Annotated in this window: 16 protein-coding genes and 2 pseudogenes; 10 read left to right on the top strand and 8 right to left on the bottom strand. The window is 36.2% G+C overall.

Annotation, left to right across the window (positions count from 1 at the left end; translation table 11 throughout):
* Nucleotides 1–285: 285 nt before the first annotated feature.
* Nucleotides 286–1,041 carry a DeoR/GlpR family DNA-binding transcription regulator gene (locus Q1K78_RS13560; protein WP_017021031.1) on the top strand — a complete coding sequence of 252 codons (756 nt, stop codon included), beginning with the start codon at nt 286–288 and terminating at the stop codon, nt 1,039–1,041.
* A gap of 69 nt (nt 1,042–1,110) precedes the next feature.
* Here the strand turns inward: Q1K78_RS13560 and msrB are convergent, their stop codons facing one another.
* Nucleotides 1,111–2,256 (bottom strand): peptide-methionine (R)-S-oxide reductase MsrB, encoded by a 1,146-nt coding sequence (gene msrB / locus Q1K78_RS13555; RefSeq protein WP_300179769.1) that lies wholly within the window; start codon nt 2,254–2,256, stop codon nt 1,111–1,113.
* A 226-nt stretch (nt 2,257–2,482) separates the two neighbouring features.
* Between msrB and Q1K78_RS13550 the strand changes: the two genes are divergently transcribed.
* Nucleotides 2,483–3,589, top strand: a complete 1,107-nt coding sequence (locus Q1K78_RS13550; RefSeq protein ID WP_300179766.1) for a M20/M25/M40 family metallo-hydrolase — start codon at nt 2,483–2,485, stop codon at nt 3,587–3,589.
* A 192-nt stretch (nt 3,590–3,781) separates the two neighbouring features.
* On the opposite strand, the gene Q1K78_RS13545 is transcribed toward Q1K78_RS13550, so the two are convergent.
* The 4 genes and pseudogenes from Q1K78_RS13545 to Q1K78_RS13530 all read right to left on the bottom strand — a co-directional run bounded on the left by Q1K78_RS13545 (nt 3,782) and on the right by Q1K78_RS13530 (nt 9,163).
* Entirely contained in the window at nt 3,782–5,110 is a 1,329-nt protein-coding gene (locus tag Q1K78_RS13545; RefSeq protein WP_300179763.1) for a PAS domain-containing methyl-accepting chemotaxis protein, read from the bottom strand.
* Between the two features lie 240 nt (nt 5,111–5,350).
* The gene (locus Q1K78_RS13540) at nt 5,351–6,658 is read right to left on the bottom strand and encodes an alpha/beta fold hydrolase (RefSeq protein WP_300179760.1); all 1,308 of its coding nucleotides are present in this window, start codon (nt 6,656–6,658) and stop codon (nt 5,351–5,353) included.
* 97 nt (nt 6,659–6,755) lie between these two features.
* A pseudogene (locus Q1K78_RS13535) lies at nt 6,756–6,886 on the bottom strand (RidA family protein); the annotation flags it as partial.
* 291 nt (nt 6,887–7,177) lie between these two features.
* The gene (locus Q1K78_RS13530; RefSeq protein WP_300179757.1) at nt 7,178–9,163 is read right to left on the bottom strand and encodes a replication initiator protein RctB domain-containing protein; all 1,986 of its coding nucleotides are present in this window, start codon (nt 9,161–9,163) and stop codon (nt 7,178–7,180) included.
* A gap of 1,079 nt (nt 9,164–10,242) precedes the next feature.
* Between Q1K78_RS13530 and Q1K78_RS13525 the strand changes: the two genes are divergently transcribed.
* Nucleotides 10,243–11,466, top strand: coding sequence for a ParA family protein (locus Q1K78_RS13525; RefSeq protein ID WP_300179754.1), 1,224 nt, complete (start codon nt 10,243–10,245; stop codon nt 11,464–11,466).
* 3 nt (nt 11,467–11,469) lie between these two features.
* Nucleotides 11,470–12,444 carry a ParB/RepB/Spo0J family partition protein gene (locus Q1K78_RS13520; RefSeq protein ID WP_300179751.1) on the top strand — a complete coding sequence of 325 codons (975 nt, stop codon included), beginning with the start codon at nt 11,470–11,472 and terminating at the stop codon, nt 12,442–12,444.
* A 76-nt stretch (nt 12,445–12,520) separates the two neighbouring features.
* Here the strand turns inward: Q1K78_RS13520 and Q1K78_RS13515 are convergent, their stop codons facing one another.
* Nucleotides 12,521–13,093, bottom strand: coding sequence for a nucleoside triphosphate pyrophosphohydrolase family protein (locus tag Q1K78_RS13515; protein ID WP_300179748.1), 573 nt, complete (start codon nt 13,091–13,093; stop codon nt 12,521–12,523).
* Nucleotides 13,094–13,230: 137 nt separating this feature from the next.
* On the opposite strand from Q1K78_RS13515, the gene Q1K78_RS13510 reads away from it, so the two are divergent.
* The 5 genes from Q1K78_RS13510 (at nt 13,231) to Q1K78_RS13490 (ending at nt 21,718) form a co-directional block, all read left to right on the top strand.
* The gene (locus Q1K78_RS13510) at nt 13,231–15,381 is read left to right on the top strand and encodes a GNAT family N-acetyltransferase (RefSeq protein WP_300179746.1); all 2,151 of its coding nucleotides are present in this window, start codon (nt 13,231–13,233) and stop codon (nt 15,379–15,381) included.
* Nucleotides 15,382–15,582: 201 nt separating this feature from the next.
* Nucleotides 15,583–16,974, top strand: coding sequence for an HlyD family type I secretion periplasmic adaptor subunit (locus Q1K78_RS13505; RefSeq protein WP_300179743.1), 1,392 nt, complete (start codon nt 15,583–15,585; stop codon nt 16,972–16,974).
* A 29-nt stretch (nt 16,975–17,003) separates the two neighbouring features.
* Nucleotides 17,004–17,672 carry a transglutaminase-like cysteine peptidase gene (locus Q1K78_RS13500; RefSeq protein WP_300179740.1) on the top strand — a complete coding sequence of 223 codons (669 nt, stop codon included), beginning with the start codon at nt 17,004–17,006 and terminating at the stop codon, nt 17,670–17,672.
* Between the two features lie 4 nt (nt 17,673–17,676).
* Nucleotides 17,677–19,602 (top strand): EAL domain-containing protein, encoded by a 1,926-nt coding sequence (locus tag Q1K78_RS13495; RefSeq protein WP_300179737.1) that lies wholly within the window; start codon nt 17,677–17,679, stop codon nt 19,600–19,602.
* Between the two features lies 1 nt (nt 19,603).
* On the top strand, nt 19,604–21,718 hold the full coding sequence (locus Q1K78_RS13490; protein WP_300179734.1) for a type I secretion system permease/ATPase: 2,115 nt from the start codon (nt 19,604–19,606) through the stop codon (nt 21,716–21,718).
* A 79-nt stretch (nt 21,719–21,797) separates the two neighbouring features.
* On the opposite strand, the gene Q1K78_RS13485 is transcribed toward Q1K78_RS13490, so the two are convergent.
* Nucleotides 21,798–22,403 (bottom strand): OmpA family protein, encoded by a 606-nt coding sequence (locus Q1K78_RS13485; protein ID WP_300179731.1) that lies wholly within the window; start codon nt 22,401–22,403, stop codon nt 21,798–21,800.
* A gap of 2 nt (nt 22,404–22,405) precedes the next feature.
* Nucleotides 22,406–23,722 carry a TolC family outer membrane protein gene (locus Q1K78_RS13480; protein WP_300179794.1) on the bottom strand — a complete coding sequence of 439 codons (1,317 nt, stop codon included), beginning with the start codon at nt 23,720–23,722 and terminating at the stop codon, nt 22,406–22,408.
* A gap of 542 nt (nt 23,723–24,264) precedes the next feature.
* Here Q1K78_RS13480 and Q1K78_RS13475 point away from each other — a divergent pair.
* A pseudogene (locus Q1K78_RS13475) lies at nt 24,265–25,180 on the top strand (hypothetical protein); the annotation flags it as partial.

The raw sequence follows: 25,180 nt of genomic DNA, 5'->3' as shown, positions 1-25,180 counted from the left end.
CGCCCTCTAATAAATTTGTCAGTAGTGGATATAATGAATCCAGATGTTAATTTGTGTTTATGTTTGTGATTATATGGTAATAAAAACAAGCCGACTTCGTTGTAAGTCACATAATTAACAAAACTTAACACGAATGAGTAATATAACTCTTTATAGGGAGATGAATACTTGCTTTATCTGTCAAAACTTCAGGTTTATCTATAAATAAAACATTTATTCACAGATATTCACAACATAGAGAAATGTTGTTAGGATAAGTAAAAACAATAATATAGCGGCATAATCATGATCCCAGCAGAACGTCAGAGAACCATTTTATCGTTATTATCACATCAAGAAGTCATCAGTATTGTTGAATTAATTGAACACCTTGATGTATCACACATGACCATACGTCGTGACATAGTCAAACTTGAATCGTCGGGAAAAGTGATTTCAGTCTCAGGAGGTGTTCAACTAACGAGAACCATTCATAGCGAATTATCGCACGACAGTAAAATAGAACAGCAAACCAATGAGAAAGCAGTAATTGGTACTATTGCCGCTGATTTAATTCCACCAAATTCAACGGTATACCTAGATGCAGGTACCACCTCTTTAGAGCTTGCTCATAAAATATCCGCGCGCGATGATTTACTTATTATTACGAACGATTTCGCTATTGCTGCCTATCTCATTAACCACAGTGAATGTGAGATTTACCATACTGGTGGAAAGATTGATCGAAATAACCAATCAGCAATAGGCAGAAAGGTTGTGGAGTTTCTGCTCACTATGAATATTGATATTGCTTTTATTTCTACCTCATCGTGGAGCCTAAAAGGATTATCAACCCCCTATGAAGGAAAAGTTGACGTTAAGCAAGCCATCGCAAAATCATCACAAATCACTTATTTAATTTCTGATTCAACGAAATACGGTCAAGTAGCCACTTTTCATGCATTAGATATCGAATGCATTCATGGGGTGATTACTGATAATAACTTAGCTGAAAGTGTGGTTAATGATCTCGAAGAAAAAGGCATTAACGTTATTCGTTAATAAAAAAGCCCTCATGACATTCATCATAAGGGCTTTATTTTTATCATTATAAAGTTAACACATATCTAATTACGACGATTGATTAAACAGATACAAATATTCTTCATAGCCTTCTTTCTCTAAATCTGATTTTGCTACAAAACGCATTGCGGCTGAATTCATACAGTAGCGTAGCCCTGTTGGTTTAGGCCCATCACTAAAAACATGCCCTAAATGTGAATCTGCAAATTTACTGCGGATCTCGGTACGTTTACTGAATAATGCAAAATCATCTTCTTCGGTTATGTACGCTTTATTGATTGGTTTAGTAAAACTTGGCCAACCTGTACCAGATTTATATTTATCCGTTGATGAGAACAAAGGCTCACCACTGACGATATCAACATAAATACCTTCCGCTTTATTATCCCAGTACGCATTATCGAATGGACGTTCTGTTCCTTCTTTTTGTGTTACGTAATATTGTTGCTCAGTTAGCATTTTTTTAATTTCTGACTCTGACGGCTTATTGTATTGCTTTACATTTGGAGCTATTTTTTGCTCATCAATGTATTGGCGCAGTGTTTTTTGGTTCTCATTTCTATCTTCACCAAATACCGTATCTAAGTATTTATCACGCCCTGAACCATGGCGGTAATATTTATAACGCACCGGATTACGCTTGTAATAATCTTGGTGATAATCTTCAGCTACCCAGAATTTTGTGAATGGAATTAACTCTGTCGCTAAAGGTTTTGGATAGATCTTAGCTGCATCAATCGCATTCATGAATTCTTGAGCAATCACTTGCTGATCTTCATTATGGAAGAAAATAGCGGGACGATACTGTGGGCCTCTATCCCCAAAAGATCCTTTATTGTCCGTTGGGTCCATGTGTCTAAACAGTTGATCAAGCACTTGTTCATAGCTAACAATTTTTGGATCAAACGTCACTTTAATCACTTCAATATGACCCGACTTTCCTGATGACACCTGTTTATAGGTAGGGTTTTCAAGTGAGCCTCCTGAATAACCAGAGACAACATCCACCACCCCATCTAATTTTTCTAAATCAGATTCAGTACACCAGAAACAGCCTCCAGCAAGAGTGGCTACTTCATAGTTACCTTTTATTGGTATGGACATATCTTCTGCGGTAGAAAAAAAACTTGTCATAGCAGTAAAAAATGGAATAAACAGTAGTGCTATCGTTGTGATTTTTAATCGGGATCTCATATCAACCTCTTATGGTTTCTTATTAATATAGTTATCAGAGTGATTTACTTCGAAAAAGTTGCAATTTGTTATTAAATATTAATTCTGTGTTATAGCTTTTCGTTATTAAGATATAGCTCATAAATATGATAATGCTGTCGGACGATTTGTTGATTCAGTGCATCTTTCTAAGCGATTTCTTTGGTTAGAGTAGTTTTATGTTTCCTTTCAATATAGAAGAAAAATCATGACCCAAGTGAATCAAGAGCGTTTAATTCATCACTTTCTAGATATTGTTCAAATCGACAGTGAATCAAAAAATGAAAAAGCGATTGCAGAAGCACTTACCGAACAATTAGGTGAATTAGGTTTTACCGTTACTAAATTACCAGTGCCTGAGCACGTATCAAACGGCTTTAATATTTACGCAAGATTGGAAGGCGAGTTAGAGGGCAGCATTGTATTTAGCTCTCACATGGACACAGTAACTCCGGGTAATGGTATTGAACCTATTATTGAAGATGGCATGATCCGCTCTAAAGGCAATACCGTGCTTGGTGGTGATGATAAATCGGGTATCTCTGCGGTAATGGAAGCGGTACGTGTTATTAAAGAAAATAACCACGCCCACAAAACGATTGAACTAGCGTTTACTGTCTATGAAGAAGGCGGCTTACACGGCTCTAAAAACTACGATATGAGCTACATTCAATCTAATCACGCTATCGTATTAGATTCAGGTGGCCCTATCGGTACTATTATTACCTCAGCGCCTGGACAACAGAATTTAAAAGTAACCATTACTGGTCGTCCTGCACACGCTGGTTTAGCGCCTGAAGAAGGGATCAATGCATTAACCGTTGCCGCTGATGCAATTACAAACATGACACTTGCACGTATTGATGAAGAAACGACAGCCAACATTGGGGTGGCTCGGGGTGGTCAAGCGACAAACATCGTTATGCCAGAACTGTATATTGAAGGTGAAGCGCGATCTCTTGATGATGTAAAACTGGCAAAACAAGTTGAGCACATGGAGTCAACGTTCAAAGCAGCAGCAGACAAACACGGCGCTGAAATTGAAATTATCTCAACGCGTGCTTATAACGCTTACAAAATTTCAGACGATAATGCACACGTTGCTAGCATTAAAGAAGCGTTTGAAAGCATCAACATTAGCCCATTCACTAAATCTACCGGTGGTGGCTCTGATGCAAACGTATTTAATGAAAAAGGCTTAACAACAGTAAACCTTTCTACTGGCATGGCTAAAGTCCACACCACTGAAGAGTTCATTAAAGTCTCTGATATGGTTGATATTACTCGTTTCTTAACGGCGTATTTAACTCGTTAATTACTGACTTTTATTGGCAGATAAATAAAAGAGCCACTCTGTAGGTATTTTGTACTCACCTTTAGTTCATTAGAAATACAGATAACCAAGATGGGTACTGGAGGGAGGCAATGTATTGATGGATAAGAAAATTTCAGTTTCTTATCCATTAAGTCTAGCAATAATTTACACAGAGCCATCTACATTGGCATGTTATTTAATTATGAATGCGTTTAAATTACTAACCGCAGAAACAATTTCATCTGAGCCTGATGTTATATCTGCCATCAAAACCCCTGAATCTTGAGATAATTCCAACGTTGCATTCATTTCCTCCTTGGATAAGCTTATAACATTTATTGCAGATGACATATTCTTTAAACTGTCATTTACCACTTTCGTTATATCTTCAGTCGTCTTAGAGGTTATTTTAGCAAGGTTACGAACTTCATCAGCAACAACAGCAAAGCCACGCCCATTTTCACCAGCTCTCGCCGATTCAATAGCTGCATTTAAAGCAAGGAGATTCGTCTTTTCAGATATTTTATTTATCTCTTTTACATGTTCTTTTATGTTAATTGATTGTGCATTTAATTCATTTAGTATTTGACTTATCTCTTCCATTCTCTCATTAATTTGAGTTATTTTATCTATTGCTTTAGTTACGACATCTTTGCCTTTCCTTGACAGTTCGCTTGTTTTATTTGAAACATTAAAGGCAAGGTGCGAAGCCTCAACCATAAATGCTTCTTTTTCTACCTGATCAGTAATAATACTGGCATATTTTACAACTTTATAAAGCGAACCGTCGTTATGTCTAATTGGATTATATGATGCTTCAAGCCAAACAGAGCTGCCTCTATTATCTATTCGCTCAAATCTACCAGAGACATATTGACCTCGAGATAACTTATCCCAGAAATCAGAATAATTAGGGGAATTGATTTCATCGTCTTGACAAAATATTTTGTGATGCTTACCTCGAATTTCATCTAGATGGTAACCAATCGCGTTAAGAAAATTATTATTGGCATCTAGAACTATTCCTTCGAGTGAAAATTCAATAATAGCCATCGAACGGTCAATAGCCAATAGTTTGTCTTCTTTCTCTTTGGAGGTTTCTATCGTTTTTGTTAATTCAGTTGAGATGATTTGGATTGAACATAACTCACCCTCAAGGGAATAATATGGCACAACCATCCCTCTTAGCCATCTTACCGTTCCATTTCGTTCAGAAAACTCAATAGCCCCAGCCCAAGATTTTCCTCTCTCTATAGCGTTATACAATGCTTTGAAATGTTCTGTGTTTCGAGATTTTTTTGATATTTGGTCGATAAAATTAAGACCAATAAAGTCATTTTCTGTTATTTTTAGTTCTTCTTGACCTTTTAGATTGATTGAATTAATACTTCCATTTTTATCAAGATGAAATACAATCAATGCTTCATTTAAAGCTATATTTGCACTTTCTAACTTAAAATATTTCTCTTTAAGTTTTATTAATTCTTCTTTTTTTTTCTTTTTTTCTTTAAAACCAAACATATTATGACCTTTTCTATTAGTCTCAATTATATTAGCCTAATATAATTTCTAATGAATAAATTATCAATATTTAAGTTATTGATATTATGGTAAATAGTCACCAGAAAAATTTATAGATAAAGTAATAAAAATATAAGCATTGAACTTCGAGGGCTAATTTTTAGAAAAATTACAATTATAGATGTAACAGAACCTAAAAAAATAGAGATCAAAATAGAAGCATGATCAAGGGCTCTGATCTTATTGAATGGCTTTAATATCTTCCGTCATAGATATTAAAATCGATAAGATCTTTTCTCCATCGACTCGAAGACCATTATGCTCATATTCACTAGTCATCCATGCTCTTGAATTAGGTATAGATCTCAATGTTTCACGAGAAAAATCAAACTCAACAAACATGTCATTAACGTAAATCGCCGCTGCCACTGGCACTGTGTTCTTCGCTAGTTGCTCAATATCATACAAATTTGGCCAATCGGACTTTGCAGCCAAAATTTCTGCAGCTTCTTTCAATGGCTTCAACGTTTCAAGCTGATCAAAGAACCATGGGTATACCATTTCACCAGTAAAGCGCAATGAAGCGCCTTTCTGATAACTAAATTCAGAGTAACTCGCTCTCACACGCTGTGCAGACCAATTTGAAGCATTGTGCTGACAATAAATCGATTCATGTAATATGGCATACAATGGGTTGGTTAAATGCGTTTGTTGCCCTAACACGTAGTTCAAGAAGCCATAATTCAACTCTTGCTTACCGTTAACATCAACAAAAGCAGTTTCTAACTGAAAATACAGTTCTTCCGGTCCACCAGCCATGCCAAAACAGATCCCCATTTGCTGAAACTGCTCAACCGTAAAGATCTGACCATTAGGTAATGTTGTCTTGTTATCTAATAATGCATCAGCAATACGATTACATAACTCTTGTGCTCGTGGGAATCGATCAAAAAATTCACTGTTTTTATCTAGCGTCCGTTGGTAAGTAGCATAATACACATCATCAATATGACGAGTTATTGATGGGATCCCACCTGTTATGTAAGAAGCTAATAAACTCTCAGGGAAAATAGATAGATACGTCAATGAACAAAAACCACCAAAACTCTGGCCAATGATCGCCCATTTATCTACATTAAGGTATTTTCTTATCGCTTCCGCATCACGAACAATGTTATCCGCACGAAAATAACTTAAATATTGCGCTTGCTGCTTAGGATCCAAATGCCCGATCGTTTGAATCGTGATCGGAGAACTTAGCCCGGTCCCACGTTGATCAAGCAAGATCACTCGATATTGATCTAATGCACGCTTTAGCCAACCAGAATTACTGCATGGACGCATAGCTGGAAAACCAGGGCCACCTTGGAAATATACCAAGTAAGGAAGATCACGATCTTTATTCTCTGTTTTGACTAATTCTCTCATATAGACGGAAACATGATCAGGGGTTGAAGTATAATCATCGTAATTCAAAGGCAGTGAAAAATAGTGAGATTGGTATTGAATACCATCAAGATAAAAAGCAGGTTCTGAATGTTTTAGCATGACATGTCCTTATATCACAAGCACTTAAGTTAACTTAACTTAACTTAACTTAACTTAACTTATTCATCAAAAGTTAAGTAACTTATTAATTTAAAAGTTATTTTTCAACGGCAATCACTAAGCTCTCAACAAGTAGTGCTTCACGAGCCATACTTGCTTCAACACACGCACTGGCGCATGACCTTCAGGTACCCATGCATCCCATACTGCGTTCATTTCTGAAAAATCGTTCCATTGTGCCACAATACGGCTCATGCTTTGTTTTGTTTTGTTTCTTGCCGTTCAATCATGATCTACTTCTACTTTCAAATTAATAGAGATCATTAAGGGTCATAGAGTAATAAAAAATGAGATGAAATACGAGAGATGTTCTTGATAAAGCCTTATTTTACAATGGAAGAATGATCATGGTCCCATAGGATACGGGGAGTGTTAGAAGGATTTATTGACAGATAAAAAAAGACGAGCACTTAGGCTCGCCAATACAATTATTGAAAACAATAAAAGTTAGATGTGTAACTATCCCGCCATTTCATCCAAAGCACGTAAAACATCTTGATCATAGTTCTGGGAAAAAACCAATTTACTGATCTTTCTCCGTACAGCAAGACCTGCGATCAAGTTCTCAATGGATAAATGCTTACCATGATCTTGGTTATTGTAAAATTCAATCGTTTTACTTAAGGTTTCATAGGGTAGAACTTCTCCCCCTACTTTTAAATAATCAAGTTTACCTTGCAGCTCTTTACACTCTTCAGAGATCGATGACGAGCTGTGACCTGTCATTGCCGATAATGCAGTAATACTGCGCTCTAACGCTTGTTCTGACGTGTATTTAGTTAAAGTAATAGTTAACTCATCAGCATTAATTTCAGCTGAATGTTTACGAAGCTTTACCCTACGACCTAAACGACCCGATTTATTAGGGCTGTTACGTTTAATGGGTTCAAATTCACCATCAATGATCGTGGAAAGCTGATCAAGCTGTTGCTTAGGCATGATCTCATTACGCAATGGGTTTGGCATGGTTGGTGCCATATTGCGTTTTCCTGCATTTGTCGTTCTTGCTCGTGAATAACGGATTACTTCTTCAGGATCACAACGAATGTCCACCTGGTAATCAGGAAGCTTTTCATTGTTATTCAGCATTGAGATCGTCAGATGATAGCCCCAAAGATTTACAATAAATAACTCATCAGTCACTTTATCTTTGGCTAATTTCTTTAATTCTCGAATAAGATCTAATGAAAAACGTCTCCAATCCACGTTACGAGCGAGTTTTTGATTTATCTCACTTAGGAGTAAGTTATCAGTCATTCGACGCGCTAGACGGCTTCTGAAGAAGCTATAGAGCTGAAATACCAATGTATGTTGCTTTAAGATCTCTGGTGGAAACAGGAAGAAGTAATCTTTAGTCAATAACTCATCATAAAATGAAGGTTCCCACACTAAAATATACAAATTAGGCTTAATTTTAATTTCACCATCTTTGCCTTCTTTTGGTGCTTCATCAGAGGCTGTGATTGTTCGAGCTAAGAAACGGAAACGATCACTTTTAAAGCCTTTTGGCATATTTTCACTTAGCCAACGACCTGTAAGCTCATGAAGTTGGAAATCAGTAAATTCAATACGATCAATACTTTCACGAATAGAGTCACGGGCAGGGCCTGAATCTTTCTTACCTCGTAACGTTAGAATATCAGTGATGTAAATTGGGGTTTTATTGCCCATTGTTTTGGTTTGAATATGATAATCATCCTGGTGATGATCATGATATTGAACGGTTAAGGTAAATAACGCGAATAAAGTCATAAGATCATCGACAGTCATGATGTTTTTTGATGATCTTGTTTCTATGATCGCTTTCGTTCCTGAGATTGCAACCATTGCTTTTTGATAATTTTTTCGAGTACGTGGTGGAGCAAGCGCTTGATCTATAATACCCGCCCAATTCGTTGGAGAAACAACAAATTGATCAGCTTCATCTCTCATGCTTGGCGGGATCCCTAATCCATGATCTGTTAAAAACTGACGATTAACTTGAGTTTGAGCTAATGCTTTTGAACGTTTTTGTTTTTCTTGTTCATGACTCTGTGCAGATTTTAAACTTGTTATGCCTAATGTTGAAATTAAATGTGATGGATTAATAAATTTATGCAACATCGTTTTTCCTGCAAGTCCTTGTTCGAAACGAACTGGATATTGATCGAATAATCCGATACTTACCGCAGTACGTAAACGTTGTTGGATTGCAGCTCTAGTGAGATGTCCATCTGTTGTTTCTATAATTTCAGTTGTTGAAACTAAACCATCAGTTGATGAAAATCCTTTTAACGAAATTAAATTCATTAATTCTAAAATACTTTTTGTGACACCTTTAAAATGTTGATATTGGGTGATCCAATCAACTAAATTAGTTGGTATTTCAAATAAGTGTCCTCCTTTGTGATCTCTTGGAAGGGGAATATAGATCTTTTCGTTATCTGCTGTTTTTATATGATTCATTTTCAACTGACATTCATTGTATTTTAATCATTCTTTCGCATAGATTAAATGAATTAGATCTTTAAAGAAAGGAAAAAATTATTATTCTTTTAAACTGATCTTTATGATTAATACTGATCTTTATGATTATAATGATCTATGATCTGGTTGGTTTTTCGCTTATAAGTCGTTGTATTTAAAACGGTTATTTTTTTGCGCAATGAAAGCATGATCAAGAGTTTTTAGAAAGCATGATCAGTATGTGGTCGGATCTATGATCACTAATATTCAAAAGCATGATCATAATCATAATGAACCTATGATCATGAGCTTTATCGAAGAATGATCATGGAATGCTAACAGGTTATCCACAGATCGCTTCTGTTTTGTCTGGTTTATAGCCTTTCGTTTGATGATAAATTTAATTTTAGAGGATTTTGTTATCGTTTATTTGATTTTACGTCTTTTATTTCAAAATGATTTCTATTAATCCTATATTTAGATCTCACTTATGCTATTTTATTAGATCCAGAAGCATGATCAAGTGATGATTTTAACTTTTGAATCTGATCATATCTAATTAGATCTTCTACGAACCCTTTTAGGATATACATCCACTGTAATTTATGAGAGCAGTATCATGCTTCCGTTATCTTTATCTACTTGATCATGCTTCCTTTTATTAAAATTCAATTTACAGTGTATATTGCTTGAATTCTTGATAATTTGGCCCTTGATCATGCTTCATGCTTCCTATCTATTGTCATATTTTTACTCTTTTAGATAAGCTATTTTTGTTATATTTTTTTGCTTTTTTTATTGAAAATACAATAGCCGTAATATGTGAGCTTTATTTCACGCTTCCGTAGATATTTACACTGTAAATCCCATTAAGTGACCCTGTCACAGTTTTATTTATAAGGTATTAACCATGAGTTATAGAGCTAAAAATTAGGACGTATTTAACATAAATTACAGCTTTGTTAGTAATGCTCTCTTTTTAATGAATATCACATAATTAAATAAATGTTCAGCAATTTGTTGTGGTTGGCGTCTAATGCTGTACAATTCCTTTCATAGTTTGATTACTGGCGAATATTATGAATAGAGAAAAAACCATTGCTAATTTGGCTGCATTGGCTGAACAGACAAAACAAGTACAATCTGATCGTATTGAATTGGTTCTTGAAGAAAGAAATGATGAGCACTTTCCTCCAATGTCTAAAGCAATGATGGAAACTCGTTCTGGTTTAACTAGAAGAAAGTTAGATGAAGCGATTACTCGTTTAGAGTCAGAAGGCCATCAATTTACAAAAAATAACGCAAATCATTATTCTATTTCATTAACAGAAGCTCATATGTTGATGGATGCGGCAGGAATGCTAGCTTTCCATGAGCAAAAGAAAAATGTAAATAATAAGCCTTGGGTTGTAAATGTTCAGAATCAGAAAGGGGGGACTGGTAAGTCAATGTCTGCTGTACATTTGGCTGCTTGCTTGGCGTTAAATTTAGAAAAACGTTACCGTATCTGCCTAATCGATTTAGACCCTCAAGGTTCATTGCGTTTATTTTTAAACCCTCAAATCAGTGTTTTTGAGCAAGATACTATTTATTCAGCCGTTGATATTATGTTAGATAACGTGCCTGAAAATGAGGTCATTGATGGTCAATTTATGGCTAAAAATGTGCTTTTAAATACACAATATCCAAATTTAAAAACGATTTCAGCATTCCCTGAAGATGCGATGTTTAATGCTGAAGCGTGGCAAGATTTATCAACTAATGGCTCTTTAGATATCGTTAAGTTATTGAAAGAAAAAGTTATCGATCCTATTGCAGACCAATTTGATGTCATCATGATTGATACCGGTCCACACGTTGATCCTCTGGTGTGGAATGCCATGTATGCATCGAACTCATTATTAATTCCATGTGCAGCTAAGCGTTTAGACTGGGCATCAACAGTGAACTTTTTTCAACATTTACCAACGGTTTATGAAATGTTCCCTGAAGATTGGCATGGTTTAGAGTTTGTTCGTTTAATGCCAACGATGTTTGAAGATGATAATAAAAAACAAGTATCAGTATTAACGGAGATGAATTACCTGTTAGGCGATCAAGTGATGATGGCAACTATCCCAAGAAGTCGAGCTTTTGAAATTTGTGCTGATACTTACAGTACTGTTTTTGATTTAACTGCGGCTGATTTTGAAGGAGGTAAGAAAACATTGGCAGTTGCTCAAGATGCAGTGAAGAAATGTGCATTAGAATTTGAGCGTGTTTTGCATAGTCACTGGAATTCGTTAAATAAAGGGGAGTACTAATCTATGGCAATTAAAACGTCTGATTTAAACGCAAAACTGTTTGGTAAAACAAATAAGCGTAGAGCTACAACCCCAGTAGAAGCGCAAAAAGCAGCAAAATCTCAAGCTCAAGTGATTGAATTAGCGGTAGCTGGCGAGGATATGGTGACGTTTGAGTTACGTAAAATTCCTGCGAATGAAGTGCGTAATTCTACCGTTGTTTTTGCTGAGAATGCACGTGAGCAGTCATTTTTAACTGAGCATGCTTTATCTGATATTTTAACGACATTACGTGATCGTGGTCAGCAATATCCTGCTGTGGGTCGTATTGTTGAAGGCGGAAAAATTGAGGTTCTTGACGGTAGTCGTCGTCGTATGTCATGTATTTTGGCAGAGAAGGACTTTTTAATTTATGTTGCTGAAGGCATTAATACAAAGCACGCTAAATTTCTTTCTGATGTAGCTAACGCACACAAACCGCTATCTCTATATGAACGTGGTAAAGAGATGCATGCGATGCTTGCTCGTGGTGATGTCGCTGACCAAAAAGAACTTGCTAAAGTATGTCAGTGTAGTGAAGCTCTAGTTAGTGGAGCTCTAAAAGCAGCAACATTACCTTTAGAGTTATTACAAGCCTATCCAAGTGTGAGTGAGATTGGTCGCCCAACCGTTGTTAAGCTTCATAAGCTCTATAATATGTTATCTGGCGAGGAACAAAAAACCTTACTTGGACAATGTGCTGGTGAACAAGGAGCTGTTTGGACGCGTTCTACAGCCCTTGGTGTAAGCAGAATGACGAAAGAAGTCACTGAACTTATTGAGGTTTGGGTTGAAGATCTACTACCTAAAAGAGAAGCTGCTAAGCCACTAAGTACTGAATTAGTTAAAGGTCGTGCTTCTTATAAGCGTAAAGGATCAGCTTTAACGCTTAACTTGAAGAAAGTAGATGATGTGTTAATGGAAGATATTCTTGCTTACATCAGCCAAAAAGTGTCTTAAACTCGTTTATCTTTAATAAAAAAGAGCCAGATTTAGTTAACTAAGTCTGGCTCTTTTTTTATATTTAATTGATTAATTAAACCAGCGGGGCAAGATCTGCTGGGCGGTAGTTTACTGATTTTAGTACTTTACCTTGTTTAATTACTTTATTGTCGAGCTCTACATTTTTAGCACATTTAGCAATGATAAAACCACCTTTCTCTGTTGACATTAATTCAATGCCTTGGTCTGCATAGAAAGCGAATGTAGCTTGATATTCTTCTTCTGTTTTACACACTTTACTCATATTGCTTGAATGAACTTCATCCCAACATGGTAGAAAATCAATATTTAGATTCTTAGCTACGTTTAATAACAAATCTACTAAGTAAGAGATACTTAGATTATCCTCCAAGTGTTTAGTACCTAAATGAACAGCTCGTCCCATTAATACATAAACTGTATCAACAATTGCATCTGCTTGTTCTATTTTACTGTCGGCTTCTGCTAATTCAGTCAGTTCTTCAATAGCTAAAGAAGTATGTAGAAGGTCATTTTTTTCATCTAATGATTCAGGTGATGCTACTGCTAAGTTAAACGTACTTCTAAATTGTTCGATATCTTGATATAGCTTTTGGTAGATAGGCTGTGTTAGTTGACTTAAATGCATGATATTTCCTAAATGATGAAATCTTAAATGTAGAGGTTATTATACCTTTTCCCTATTTATCCCGTCATATTTTCTTTTATTAATTATTCCTTTTATCAATCGACTTTTCTCTCGATAGAATTAAATCGACTTTTCTCATGTTACAATTTAAAACTCACTCCCGTTTTATTTATGGACTATTTGCAATGCATTCTGCGCTGTCATTTTTAAATACAATAACGTCTTATGCAACTGATGGCTTTATTCGTTATCCAATTTTACTACAAGGTTCTAAGACTTGGTGTGAGTCAGTCGTTACGGCTTATTTAACACAAGAATGCACTCTTTTTACTAATATTGAGTTGTATGGTGATTTATCCATTTCTGGTTTTGTATCAACACCTATGAAATCGGCACTTAAGAAACTGGGCCAAGAAACCGATTGTTTAGTTATAGATATTAGTCATGACTTTAATGCAAACGCGATTAATGCTGCGTGTGGCACCGTTGTTGGTGGAGGATTAGTTTTCTTTATTCAATCTAACGATGTTGTTCAACCTAAATTAATCGCACAATGGTTACAGCACTTTAATCATATAATGGTGTGTCTAAATCAATCTACATTAGATTATGTACTGCCAAATAAGTCATTGTTGAGAGAGAATATGGATGATCTTAATTCAATCTATCGAAGCACAGATCAAGAAGCGGCAGTAAGTGCTATAAAAAAGGTCGTAACAGGGCATGCAAAGAGACCACTTATTATTACGGCTGATCGTGGTAGAGGTAAGTCTTCCTCCATCGGTATTGGTATTGCTGAATTAGCGGTTTCACGCAAATTAACCATTGGTATTACCGCACCACAACGAGCAAGTGTCGATGAGATTTTTTTACACGCAAAACGAATTGCTTTACAGAAAAATGCTCAAGTAAGTATAGATAAAAATCAGCTAACGATTAATGAAACTAAGGTTCTGTTTATCGCAGCCGACGAATTACTTCGTAGCAAACCAAATCTAGATTTATTGTGCGTTGATGAGGCGGCTGCTATTCCTGCTCCTATGCTGCTTTCATTGGTACCTTATTATTCTCGCATGATATTTTCCACTACAATTAACGGTTATGAAGGAACGGGGAGAGGCTTTGAAATTAAATTTAAAAAGCAGCTTGCTCTATTACGTCCTAATTATCACTTAGTATCAATGACGCAACCGATCCGTTGGAATAATAACGATCCATTAGAAATGTGGTTATCGGATGTGTTTTTACTGGATCATCATTCGCACTCAAATGAATCGCTGTCTTCTTCTAATGACTTAACTGTCCGCTACCATTGTCTAAGCTCAACAGAATTAGTCACTGATCCAGCATTAGCTCAGTCGGTATTTTCATTATTGGTTTCTGCGCATTACCAAACCTCACCTAATGATTGGCTTTTGCTTCTTACTGACCCGTCTCTTTGTTGTTGGGTAGGGGTTGATATCAATAGTCACAAAATTGTGTGCTGTGCTTTGTTATCAAAAGAAGGAGAGTTAGATGCGGAATTGATTAAAGATATTCAATTGGGGAAACGTCGGCCAAAAGGTCATTTGGCACCTGTATCTTTAACGCAAACTTTATGTATTGATGAGCCTGCATTGCAATCAAGTATGCGTGTTATGAGAATTGCGGTTCAACCTTGTTACCAACAGCAGGGGATCGGTTCTCAATTTATTCAATCTATGGAATTACATTATAAGAAGTTAGGTGTGGATTACCTTAGTACCAGTTTTGGCTCAACTTCAGAGTTGAATTATTTTTGGCATAGTATCGGTTTTATATTTGCTCGTCTTGGTATTACCAAAGACAAAGCGAGTGGTACACATTCATTATTAGCGATTAAATCGCTGAGCCAAGCCTCAAGAAAATGGTCTCATGTTGTTACTGATTATTTCTCTTCATCTTTACCTGAGCAGTTAATGTCTACTTTTTCTGAACTCGCAGTTACTGATGTAGTTAGTCTACTTGCCGGAATTAAGGAACCCGCAAATATAACCGCGTTAATGAAACAGAGAATTGAAGTATTCTCAGCGGGTGGATTAGGCTTTGAATTGATTCAATATGAACTTCGTCAATTTGTCCTTACTCATCTCAGTTCTTTATTATGCCTAACTGAGCCACAGCAGATATTGGTCATCACAAAAATAGTTCAAGTTAATGTATGGAATGAGGTTATTCAGGAATGTAATTTAATTGGCAGAAAGAATGCGGATACAAAACTTCGTGAAGCAATAAAAGTAATGCTAGATAATTTACACTGTAAATCGTAAAGCCTCCATTCATCAACCTCCTTAATTTACAGTGTAAATCGTAAGTAGATTTCAATAGTCAATTTACACTGTAAATCTCTCTTCGATAATAAGACCTAACCTCAAAATATAATCAATTAACCTAGTGACTTATCTTTAAATACTATATTCTTGATGTAATGAAAATGTTATTCATTCCGACTGTAGTCTAGGGAAATTGAAATGAATGAAAAGGGATTGAATCGCCTTAACAAGGAAGAGCTGGAATTTGTCGATGACAGAACAGCAGCGTTACTTCTTAATACTCCAACAAACGCTAAAATCATTTTATGGATAATCGCAGCTTTCTTTTTTATAGCAGTAGCGTGGGCATCATGGGCTGAAATAGATAAGGTTACTGTTGGGCAAGGAAAGGTTATTCCATCTTCGCAGCTTCAAGTCGTTCAAAACCTTGAAGGTGGGCTAGTTAAAGAGATGCTAGTTAAAGAAGGCGACCAAGTAATTAAAGGGCAGCAACTATTATTAATTGATGATACTCGTTTCCGTTCTGATTTTAGAGAGCGTAAAAAACAGCTGATAAACTTAACGGCAAGTGGAATGCAATTAGCAGCGTCGATGGACAGTATCTTAATTCAAGATATTAATAGTCGAAAGCGTTGGAAAGAGTCTGTTGTACTTTCAACAGATAAACTGAAGTTCGATGAAGAATTCACAAAAGAGAATCCTGTTGTTGTGAGAAGACAACTTGCAGAATATAACGCGGATATGAATAATTTAAAAAATCGTATTTTTGTATTTGACCAGCAAGTAAGCCAAAAGCAACAAGACCTTGTTGAAATTAAATCTAGAGTTAGAAGTTTAAAAGCAAGCTATAGGTTAGCAAAGACAGAGTTTGATATCACAAAACCTTTAGCTGATGAAGGGGTTGTTCCTAGAATTGAATTACTTAAACTTCAACGCCAAGTGAATGATACAAAGCGTGAGTTAACCTCAACAGAATTAAAAATCCCAGTATTAACTTCTGCCATTCAAGAAGCGGTACTTAATCGAATTGATGCGGCCCTTAAATTTCGTTCAGAGCAGCAAGAGAAATTAAATAGCATACAAGATAAATTATCATCATTAACAGAATCACAAGTTGGCTTAAAAGATAAAGTTAATCGAACGGTTGTACTTTCTCCAGTAACAGGGACGATTAAGAAAATTTATATCAATACCGTTGGTGGTGTTATTCAACCTGGAATGGATCTCATTGAAATTGTACCGACGGAAGATACATTATTAATTGAAGCTAAAATTGCACCGCAAGATATTGCCTTTTTAAGGCCCGGACTTCCTGCTATCGTTAAATTCAGTGCTTATGATTTTACACGTTATGGTGGCTTGAAGGGGACATTAGAGCATATCAGTGCTGATACGATACAGGATGAAGAAGGCAATAGTTTTTATTTAGTTCGGATCCGTACCTCTCAAGAAGACTTAGCTGAAAAAACACAGTTTTATATTATTCCGGGAATGACAACATCAGTGGATATCATCACAGGTAAACGGAGTGTTTTAGATTATTTACTTAAACCTATTATGCAAGTAAAAGGCTCAGCATTAAAAGAGTGAGTATGGGTAGGATAAGGAGAAAGTAAATAATGAAATATAAGTGGTTATTCATTATTCCTCTCTGCATATTCTCTTTGGCAACGATAGCTTTAACAAAACAAGATAATCTTTGGATTAAAGCGGTTAAAGATGAGTATGGAGAAAGGGCATCAAGGCGAGTGAATGCATGGCGTGAGCTTATTGCAGAGTTAGACAATCAAGTAGAAAGAGAACAGTTAGCCAGTGTGAACCAATTTTTTAACCAGCTCTATTTTGTTGATGATATTAAGCTTTGGGGTAAAAAAGATTACTGGGCAACACCACTTGAATTTTTAGGAAGTAATGCGGGAGATTGTGAGGATTTTACGATAGCAAAATATTTTTCATTGTTGGAGCTTGGTGTATCAGATAAAAAATTAAGGCTTATATACCTAAAAGCCCTAGAGCTTAATCAGTTTCATATGGTGTTAGCTTATTATCCAACACCATCTTCTGTCCCATTAATTTTGGACAATATAGATAAAGAAATAAAGCCAGCGACAGAAAGGACTGATCTATTACCTATTTATAGTTTTAACGGTCAGCATCTGTGGTTAATGAAAGGCAAAGGAAATGGACAACAGGCAGGTAAATCGTCTCGGTTAAGTTTATGGAATGATTTACGAGCAAGAAATAAAGGCTTGAGATTAAACCACCCAATTTTAAACTATGATGAGTAGTGATATGACATTATATAAACAGTTAGTTTCATGGATGACAGTCGTCTTTCTAATTCTTATGATTGCAGTTTTTGCGATTGAATTACGTAATACACAAACCTTTTTAGAGAATCAACAACGTTCAGAAGTTAATAATACAATTAATACTGTTGGTTTGGCGTTAGCCCCTTATCTTGAAAATGAAGATAAAGTTGCCGCAGAATCTGTTATTAATGCGCTATTTGATGGTAGCTATTATTCTGCGGTGAGATTAACTTTGTTTAACACCGATGATGAGATTGTTCGAGTCTATCCATTACTTGTGGATAGCGTACCTCAATGGTTTTCTAAACTGCATTTGTTTAGAACTATTTCTGAAAGTCGTATTATCACTAGTGGTTGGTTGCAGTTAGCAGAAGTTGAGATTGTTACTCACCCAGGTTATGCCTATCAACAGTTGTGGAATGCATTGACACAATTATTAACCACGTTCGCTATTGTGATGAGTTTTGGGATCCTTATTATTGCCTTTGTTGTTCGACGAGCATTATCGCCATTACAGCTAATTATTGTCAAAATGAAGGAAGTTGCAGAGAATAACTTTAGTAATGAACTCGCGAAACCAAAAACAAAAGATTTAGAAGCGGTGATCAACGGTATTAATACGATGTCGTTACACATTGCACAAAGCTTTAAATCACAAGCGAAAGAAGCAGAGAAGTTGAGAGATAAAGTATATCTTGATCCTATTTCAGGTCTTGGTAATAGATCTTTTTTTATGGCGCAATTAAATACTTGGCTATCTGAATCAGCAAAAGGTGGTATTGCACTTTTTAAAGTCAACTTTATAAATAAAGTGTATGAAGAAGAAGGGTATGAAGCCGGAGATGCGAAAGTTAAAGAATTGGCTGATTTATTAAAAATCACGCTACCTTCAACAAACGTTATTTTAACTCGATTAAATTCTGATGAGTTTGGTTTTATCTTTCCAAATATTGAAGAGGATGAGTTGAAGCTAGCCGCTGAAAATATCATTGCATATACCCAAGATATAAAGGGAGATCCAACGGCAACAGCTCCTATTGATGCAAACCTTGGCGTTGTATTTAATGAATCAAGAAAAACAACAACAGAGATCTTATCTTTAGCTGATAATGCGTTAACTCAAGCTCATACAAACCCTGAATTACTGTTTGGTTATATTGCTGATGAAAGTGCTCATGAACTAATGGGTAAGCAGCAATGGAAGCAATTTGTGGATGAAGCAATCAATGATCATTTATTTGATTTTACGCTGCAATTAGCGACAACACGTGCTGGTGTTGTATTTCATCAAGAAGTTTTTTCATCTATTGAAAAAGATAATCAACGCTACTCTGCGAATCAATATTTATTTGCTCTTGAAGAATTAAATGAAACCACACTATTTGATCAGTTTGTTATTCGTACCATGATTGAACGCATTGTTGCAGAAGAAATTACTCAACCTGTTGCTATTAACTTGGCAAATAAAAGTATTGAAAGTCCAAGCTTTGTTCGTTGGCTTACTAATACCTTAAAGAAACATAGATCAATTGCTTCATTACTTCATTTTGAGATCCAAGAAACGTCATTTATTGAGAATGAAGATCATACGGCATTATTATGTAATGTGATCCGGTCTTCTGGTGCTGAATTTGGTGTAGATAACTTTGGTCGAAATTTTGAATCATTGGAATACATAGAAACCTTTAGACCTAAATATGTGAAACTTGATTATTTATTTACTCATCAATTGGATGACGAGAAACAACGTTATATTTTAGCGTCGATTTCTAGAACGGCCCAAAATTTAGGGGTGATAACGATAGCGTCACGGGTAGAAAATAAAGAACAGCTTGAATTACTATCTGAACACCATGTAGATGTTTTTCAAGGTTTTTTTGTTAATGAAAAAGTGAAGGGAAAATAAAATGAAAGATTCATTATTACATTCGCTTTGCTATGTTGGGCGCTATTATGGCCAGGTTAATTCGCCAGAAGCGTTGATTAATGGTTTACCCTTACAAGATGGTAAGTTAACGCCTTTTCTTTTTTCTCGTGCGGCTGAGAGAGGCGGATTAGTCGCAAAAGAAAATCAAAGCGAATTATTAAAGATCCCAACGCTTGTGTTACCAGCAGTCCTTTTACTTAGGGGCGGAGAGTCGTGTGTTTTAATTGGTTTTGATGCAGATAATGAGCAAGCAGAAATAATCACCGCGAACTCAGGGATGATGCCCATTTCTATTTCAATAGAAGAGTTATCTGCGCAATATATCGGTCGATATTTTTTATTAAAAAAACAGTTCAGATATGATGCTCGTTCTCCGGAGATTTTAAAAAAACGAGAAGGTCACTGGTTTTGGAGTACCTTGTTTGAATCTAAGCATATTTATCGTGATGTATTTATAGCTTCTATCTTAATAAATATTTTTGCGATTGCTACGCCGATGTTTACGCGATTAGTCTACGACAAGGTCGTTCCTAACTTGGCCTTTGAGTCTTTATGGGTACTTGCTTCCGGTATTTTTGTTGTTTTCATTTTTGATTTTATCCTTAAATATGTCCGAGGTTATTTTATTGATGTTGCAGGTAAGAAATCTGATGTATTAATTTCGGCTAAATTGTTTCAAAAAGTATTAGGGATAAGAATGGAAGCGAAGCCACCTTCGGTTGGTGCTTTTGCCCGTCATCTTCAAGAGTTCGAATCAATTCGAGAGTTTTTCACTTCAGCGACTATTGCGGCATTAATTGATCTGCCATTTGCATTACTATTTTTGTTTGTGATCTATCTTGTTGCTGGGCCGATTGTGTTGGTTCCTATTGTTGGTATTATTTTATTACTGATTCATGCTGCAATCATTCAAGGCCCTTTAAAGAAAACGATAGAAGAAGGCTCCCGTCTTGCTTCTCAGAAATATGCGAATTTGATTGAGAGCTTAGTTGGTTTAGAAACGTTAAAAATCTTTAATGCTCAGAGTCAATTTCAATATAAATGGGAAGAAGCAGTTACTCATATATCTAACTGGAGCATAAAAAGCCGACGTATTACCGATTCAATTCAGAACATGGCTGGTTTTGTTCAGCAATCTGTAAATATCGGTATGATCATCGTTGGTGTGTATCTTATTTCAAATGGTGACTTAACGATGGGGGGGCTAATTGCCTCTACTATGCTTAGTGGTAAAGCGATTGGCCCACTCGTTCAAATATCTTTACTATCAACACGTTATAATCAAGCTAAGTCATCAATGACGATTATTGAACAATTGATGGCCATGCCGGATGAGCAAGAAGGGGGCAAACGTTATATTCACCGCCCCATTCTTCAAGGCAAAATCGAACTAGATAAGGTGAACTTTAGTTATCCAGAATCCCAAGTCGCTGCGGTTCGTGATATTAGTCTGACGATTAATCCTGGAGAGAAAGTTGCTATCATTGGACGAATTGGTTCTGGAAAAACAACCTTAGAACGTCTAATTATGGGCTTGTATCAAGCCACAGAGGGTTCTGTTCGAATTGATGATACAGATATCTCCCAACTGCATCATGTTGACGTACGACGCAATATAGGCTGCGTACCACAAGATATTACTTTGTTTTATGGTTCAATTAGAGACAATATTGTATTAGGTCGTGAGCAGTCTGATGATGCGGAAATGATGGATGCCGCTAATCGTGCTGGTGTAACTGCATTTACACAGCAAGATCCTGCAGGTCTAGAGCGTCAAGTTGGTGAAGGTGGCTTATTACTTTCTGGTGGCCAACGTCAATCTGTTGCTATTGCACGTGCTCTTATTGGTCGTCCACCAGTACTTTTACTTGATGAGCCGACAAGTAGCATGGATAACCGCTCTGAAATGTTATTTAAAAATCAGTTATCGCACTTGAAGCCATCAGAAACATTAATACTTATTACTCATAAAACATCTATGCTTGATGTCGTTGATCGTATTATTGTGATGGAAAAAGGACATATTATTGCTGATGGGCCAAAGAATCAGGTATTGAGTGAATTAAAAACAGGGAAGGTAAAGGCTGCGAGTTAGAGTTATTTTGATTGTTTTAAACATAAAATAGGCAGTGAATTCACTGCCTATTTTTTTAGTGCATATAGCTTAAAAAACGTTATTTTTTCTTACGTGTAAATATGTTCCATTCATTGACTACATCGCCTTTAAATCCAACGACAGTAGCAACAACACGTCGATTTAAAGCATGGCTAACCGCAGAATCACCTTTAGCAGTTAATAAAGTATCACCAAATCCAATGGTTTCAATTCTGCTTGGTTCTACACCGTTTTCAATTAGTGCAACGCGTACAGCAGCAGCTCGTAATTCAGAGAGACGGATATTATATTCTGCATTACCTTGTTGACTTGCAAAGCCTTGAAGTTGAATTGATGCTTCTTTGTATTCAATTAGGAATTCAGCCATCGTTCTGATTTCACTTTTAAAGATAGGTGAAATTTCAGAGGAGTCATTCGCAAAAAGAATTTTAAGATCTTTTTTATCAGAGTGCTCTACATATTCAGCACAACCATCATTGTCAATTTCAGCCCTCCGAGGGGTTCCCGGACAAATATCTCTTGCGTTAATTACACCATCGTAATCATCGTCCCTTAGATCGGCAATTTGATCTGACTTAGGTGTCTCAATGTAATCTTTATCGCCAGATACACAACCAGTTAAAAAGAGAGAGGTAATAAGTGCTGGATAGATTAAGGTTTTCATTCTTATATCTCCTCGTTTTTAGATTGAGTTGAATTCCACTCTTTTGGAGTGTCGATTAATAATGAAGGTAAAAGTGTTCCTGTTGCATGTAAGACTCTAAATTTAGCGAACTGTTCAGAATAGTGAGCATCTAGGTAGGATTTACGAGCTTCAAATAGTTCATTTTCAGTATTCAATAAATCAAGCAGTGTACGTTTACCAATTCTATATTGTTTTTCGTAAGCGATAACGGTGTCTGATGCAGCATCAACATGGTCGGCTAAAAATTCTTTTTGCTGTAATGTTAAATCTAAAGCGCTCCATGACAAACGGAAGCCTTCTTCAACATTACGGTAAGCACTATCACGTAAGTCTTTTGCCATATTTAATTGGTAGGCACTTTTATCAGAGAGTGCACTGTCGCTTCCACCGTTATATAAGTTATAACGCATACGGACCATCGCTGAAAATTCATCACTATTCCCTTCTATACCACCAGCATCATCACGCCAGGTTTGTGCTGCTTCAAAAGAAAACGTTGGATAGTTTGTGCTTTTAGATTGAGCGTATTGATATTTAGCGGCCTGAATATCTGATTGTGCCGTTAAGATAACAGGGTGATGTTCATAAGCTCTTTCAATACCTTCTTGTAAACTTAAAGGCAGTGTATTTGAATCAGCTCGAGGATAAATAAGCGCTTGAGGAGGTGAGCCTACAATTTGTGTAAATACGGTATGTGTATCAAATAAATTATTCTGGGCTGCAAGTAAATTGCCATGAGCACGAGCAATACGCGCTTCTATTTGAGACACGTCAGCAGTAGAGCCAATGCCTGAATCGGCTCTTTTTTTAATGTCTTTGTAGATCTTTTTGTGAATTGCTAGGTTACTTTCAGATAGAGCAAGAACTTCAGTTGCTTTTACAGCATCTAAATACACTTGTGAAACGTCGAGTGCTTTATTTTCAGCTAAAGACATGAGTTGTAAGCGGGCTGATTCGGATTCGGCTTCCGTTCTATCCATATCGTTAATTGTGCTTGAACCATCCCAAATTAATTGAGTTAACGATAAGGTAGCATCTTTACGTGTCATGTCTGTAGAAGGTGTTGATGTGCTATCTGATGGATTAATACTCTCGAATCCAATTCCAGCATCTAAGTCAATCGACGGTAAGTAATTTCCAGAAACACTATCGCTATCTGCGACAAAGCTTAAATATGAATTGTATGCTTTTTTTACTTCTGGGTTAGTTGTTAGTGTTTGCGATATTGCTTGTTCTAGCGTTTGAGCTTGAGTTGATACGCTAAAAACGAGCAAGCTACTGCAAGTCGCAAGTTTCATCCATTTCAAAATGTTTCTCCTAATCATTGTTTCTTTTTAAGTTGAACAATGAGAACTGCATTAGTCAGTTAGTAATGAAGATATGTCATTACTATGTGTCTTTTTTGTTTGTTTGTATGAAGGAAATGCTACGTGATCTCTATTTAAAAAGCAAAAATTAACCTATTGAAAACTTATAAGTTAATAGTCTCTCATATAAAAAGAATCGTTAACTTGATGGAGTTTTTAAAATCACAATAAAAATAGGTATAGAAAAGTCTTAAATATAAGATTTTAATAAATGATTTTTTAAAAGTTATTTCTAGATATATATTTACTTACTTTATATTACGAGAAAAGTGGAATTAACCTCACGTTTTGTGATCGAGTTAGAATTATTCGAAATTAAAACGATTAATAAGAAATTTCATCCTCAATCTCGTTGTTTTTGATGATTTCTCAAATGTAGATACTATGTTAACTATGTGGTAAATTTCATTGATAAAATTAATAACTAAGTTAGTTATTAATACTTTAAGTAAATGGATTTGGGAAGTAACCTCATGGCTTTTAATACATCAGAAAAGACAAAACAAATTATTGTTATTGATAAAAATGGCAATTTAAAACTGATTAATGCAGGAGAACCTGTGTTACCTGGTGAGATTGTTATTGATAGTGAATCTGGTGATGTTTCAGTTGAAGCTACTGATTATTCACAAGATATTAATGAGATTCTAAATGCCATTTCTGATGGTGAGGATCCAAGTTTAGTTACTGAAGCGCCAGCTGCGGGTGAAGAAGGTGGTTCTAGTTTAACTGCCTCTACTGAGATTGAACGTGTAGGTAAAATCACGATCGCTGAAACTAACTTCGATACTTCGTCATTAGAAACCATTGGTTTGTCGCAGACCCAAAGTTTAACATTATTAGAACAATATAAGGTATACAGGGAGACTGGAGAGTTTCAGGTTCCTGATTCAAGCATTCCAGGCAAAGGCGATACTAACCCAACGGGTGCCCCAATTGTGAATATCGAAGGGGATGACGCGTGGATCAATGCAAAAGAAGCCAAAGATGGCGTTGATGTGACGGTGGAAGTGAATGCCGCTGAGCTAGAGCTAGGTGGCAGTGTGAGCATCACTATCGATGTGGACGGTACGTCACGCACAGTAACACTAAGCAATACCGGCACAGAAGAAGCACCAGAGTATACTTTCAGCGAAGACGGATTCAGTTACGATAATGGGGTCATTCGTTGGACGGAAAATGGCTTAACTGACGGCGATACGTTAAATGTTGATGCTACACAAAAAGATAAGGCTGGAAACGAATCGCTTCCAGGCCGTGATGAGGCGACATTAGACACGACCGCACCAGGCAAGGGTGTGGATGAAGATAGAAATCCAGACAATGACGTCAATAGTATCCAATTTGTGGATGGCGATGACGTCCTGAATGACAGTGAGTTGAGCTCAG

The sequence above is a fragment of the uncultured Aliivibrio sp. genome, assembly GCF_946479765.1.
Lineage (GTDB): Bacteria > Pseudomonadota > Gammaproteobacteria > Enterobacterales > Vibrionaceae > Aliivibrio.
Note: the sequence above shows the minus strand (reverse complement) of the source record. Positions and strands in the feature narration are given on the sequence as shown.

Excerpts from the sequence above, each read along its gene's own strand:
- Q1K78_RS13500 (WP_300179740.1), top strand. The coding sequence starts at position 17,004 with ATGAAATATAAGTGGTTATTCATTATTCCTCTCTGCATATTCTCTTTG.
- Q1K78_RS13550 (WP_300179766.1), top strand. The coding sequence starts at position 2,483 with ATGACCCAAGTGAATCAAGAGCGTTTAATTCATCACTTTCTAGATATT.
- Q1K78_RS13505 (WP_300179743.1), top strand. The coding sequence starts at position 15,583 with ATGAATGAAAAGGGATTGAATCGCCTTAACAAGGAAGAGCTGGAATTT.
- Q1K78_RS13545 (WP_300179763.1), bottom strand. The coding sequence starts at position 5,110 with ATGTTTGGTTTTAAAGAAAAAAAGAAAAAAAAAGAAGAATTAATAAAA.
- Q1K78_RS13480 (WP_300179794.1), bottom strand. The coding sequence starts at position 23,722 with ATGAAACTTGCGACTTGCAGTAGCTTGCTCGTTTTTAGCGTATCAACT.
- Q1K78_RS13490 (WP_300179734.1), top strand. The coding sequence starts at position 19,604 with ATGAAAGATTCATTATTACATTCGCTTTGCTATGTTGGGCGCTATTAT.
- Q1K78_RS13495 (WP_300179737.1), top strand. The coding sequence starts at position 17,677 with ATGACATTATATAAACAGTTAGTTTCATGGATGACAGTCGTCTTTCTA.
- Q1K78_RS13560 (WP_017021031.1), top strand. The coding sequence starts at position 286 with ATGATCCCAGCAGAACGTCAGAGAACCATTTTATCGTTATTATCACAT.
- Q1K78_RS13520 (WP_300179751.1), top strand. The coding sequence starts at position 11,470 with ATGGCAATTAAAACGTCTGATTTAAACGCAAAACTGTTTGGTAAAACA.
- Q1K78_RS13525 (WP_300179754.1), top strand. The coding sequence starts at position 10,243 with ATGAATAGAGAAAAAACCATTGCTAATTTGGCTGCATTGGCTGAACAG.
- Q1K78_RS13530 (WP_300179757.1), bottom strand. The coding sequence starts at position 9,163 with ATGAATCATATAAAAACAGCAGATAACGAAAAGATCTATATTCCCCTT.
- msrB (WP_300179769.1), bottom strand. The coding sequence starts at position 2,256 with ATGAGATCCCGATTAAAAATCACAACGATAGCACTACTGTTTATTCCA.
- Q1K78_RS13485 (WP_300179731.1), bottom strand. The coding sequence starts at position 22,403 with ATGAAAACCTTAATCTATCCAGCACTTATTACCTCTCTCTTTTTAACT.
- Q1K78_RS13540 (WP_300179760.1), bottom strand. The coding sequence starts at position 6,658 with ATGCTAAAACATTCAGAACCTGCTTTTTATCTTGATGGTATTCAATAC.
- Q1K78_RS13510 (WP_300179746.1), top strand. The coding sequence starts at position 13,231 with ATGTTACAATTTAAAACTCACTCCCGTTTTATTTATGGACTATTTGCA.
- Q1K78_RS13515 (WP_300179748.1), bottom strand. The coding sequence starts at position 13,093 with ATGCATTTAAGTCAACTAACACAGCCTATCTACCAAAAGCTATATCAA.